We start from the raw sequence: 1,771 nt of genomic DNA on the forward strand, positions 1-1,771 counted from the left end.
ATTCAAATAATATAGTAAATCGTTAATTGGAGTGTTTATGATGTTAAGTATTGAAGGAGAAAAGGTTAGAGGGTTCTTATATGACTCGCTAGTAACTGCGAAGAGTGATTTAGGGAAAAATGAAACTATAGTTACAGAGGATCATGTATTATTCTTTATTATTAATAATAGAGACTATAATAAAGTCAGTAATGCTGGTTATGTAAAAGTATCTAATTAAAACCCTGCCAAAATGGGGTCTTCAAGTTGATTTTAAGGCTGATATGGTATGGTAAATTAAAATGCAGTTACATAAGCAGGGTGGCGGTGGCATCCCCGAAAGAAGGGGGGTGTAACCGATGATGACTACTTACGAAGCTTTAACACTCATGATAGCATTCGCAACCTTAATCGTAATAATCATCTCAAACACAAAAAAGTAACCACCCTGTCTGGCCAGACGAATTAATGGGTGATTACTTTTTCTTCTCATGTTCGATTCGAGCCGCCGCACTTCTTGCGGGTAGCTGTAGAACTCTGATGTTCCCGCATCAGGGTTCTTTTTATATTATGCCTTCTCTAATCTAATTATATAATTTGTTTTTATCTTTTACAAGTAAAGGAATTAGCTAGGATTGGGCTCTATTTATTGTTCTTCAATTTTATAAAAAGGAGCCTTGGTGTAAGTGTTGAATTTCTTTTGACCATTCGAAATGGTGACTCGACTTAGTGAGCGTATTTCTATTATGGAGATGCACCCTACGAAGATTTAGATATTGCAACCTTTTTAGGCCTGAGTATGGAATATGAGCACTGATATTAAATACAACCTAGTGTGAATTTTTCAGATCTTTTTGTTTATTAAATTTAGCATTGAAAAAGCGATGGTTAGAATGATATTGGAAAATAAATTAAGGCTGCACAATGAGACCTACGGATAAAGTTAAGTCTTCTTAATCAATAGTGGCTTTTTATGAGATAAATACAGTTCCCCGTTCAGTTTTAACTGCGAAAAAATCTATTTAACACTATATAGGAATTCGTCAAATAAACAAAAAAACACTCCCTTTTTCTATGGAAGTGCTTTAACAAAACTGGTGCTTTACCTAATGCAATTTGTCAAAAATCACATACACTGAAGAGGATTAGCGAAACCTTGAAGGAGGACACAATGAATAATCATAATTTGATAACAAACTACGTTGATAACCCACAACAGGGGCTGGGGATGATCCTTCCACGGGAATTTCCGTATTGGGGTACGGCGCCATCAACAGGATACGTACTTACAACACAGCAATTACAACTGATTCAGCAACTTGTTGATTCCGGGACGCAGTCTCATCATAGTACAGGGTCTAACCCTGGTCACCATCCACCCGGACATTATAAAGGATATTACTATGGTTATCCTGCAAACTATGGTTGCTACCCCGTTAATTGTGGATGTCCGTGGTATGGATGGATTTAATATAACCCGTGGGAAAAGGGGTCAACATGGACAGACAGATTATTGATCATCCTCAAATATCTATGGTACCGTATGTGAAGACAGCATCATGTTTTCTTACATACCGGGAAAAGTAAAATTAAATGGGTCCCATGCTTTTTCTTTTACATTTTACTTATAACAATGGAGAAAGCAGGCGAGCTCCCTGCTGAATTATCCGATGTGAAAGAGAGCGCTGCTGTAAATCTTCCATGGTCAACTGCAACGAATCACTAAGATCAAGCTCGAATTGCTCTGTGAGATCCCGTGCTACATCGATACTGTAAACGACTTCACACACCT

General features: G+C 37.4%; 3 protein-coding genes and 1 pseudogene. 3 read left to right on the forward strand and 1 reads right to left on the reverse strand.

Annotated elements, in window-relative coordinates; all coding sequences use genetic code 11:
- The first annotated feature begins 40 nt into the window (after nucleotides 1–40).
- The 3 genes from M1K46_RS25465 to M1K46_RS25470 all read left to right on the forward strand — a co-directional run bounded on the left by M1K46_RS25465 (nucleotide 41) and on the right by M1K46_RS25470 (nucleotide 1,450).
- Complete coding sequence (locus tag M1K46_RS25465) at nucleotides 41–220, forward strand: hypothetical protein (RefSeq protein WP_062234592.1); 180 nt, start codon at nucleotides 41–43, stop codon at nucleotides 218–220.
- Nucleotides 221–341: 121 nt separating this feature from the next.
- Nucleotides 342–422, forward strand: coding sequence for a putative holin-like toxin (locus M1K46_RS25985; protein WP_353051232.1), 81 nt, complete (start codon nucleotides 342–344; stop codon nucleotides 420–422).
- A gap of 728 nt (nucleotides 423–1,150) precedes the next feature.
- Nucleotides 1,151–1,450: a hypothetical protein gene (locus M1K46_RS25470; protein ID WP_256228232.1), complete on the forward strand. Its 300-nt coding sequence runs from the start codon at nucleotides 1,151–1,153 to the stop codon at nucleotides 1,448–1,450.
- Between the two features lie 154 nt (nucleotides 1,451–1,604).
- Here the strand turns inward: M1K46_RS25470 and M1K46_RS25790 are convergent.
- A pseudogene (locus tag M1K46_RS25790) lies at nucleotides 1,605–1,771 on the reverse strand (phospholipase D-like domain-containing protein); the annotation flags it as partial.

This window comes from Fictibacillus sp. WQ 8-8 (genome assembly GCF_024494405.1).
GTDB lineage: Bacteria > Bacillota > Bacilli > Bacillales > Fictibacillaceae > Fictibacillus_C > Fictibacillus_C marinisediminis.

Coding starts and splice junctions, on each gene's coding strand:
- M1K46_RS25465 (WP_062234592.1), top strand. CDS start 41: ATGTTAAGTATTGAAGGAGAAAAGGTTAGAGGGTTCTTATATGACTCG.
- M1K46_RS25470 (WP_256228232.1), top strand. CDS start 1,151: ATGAATAATCATAATTTGATAACAAACTACGTTGATAACCCACAACAG.
- M1K46_RS25985 (WP_353051232.1), top strand. CDS start 342: ATGACTACTTACGAAGCTTTAACACTCATGATAGCATTCGCAACCTTA.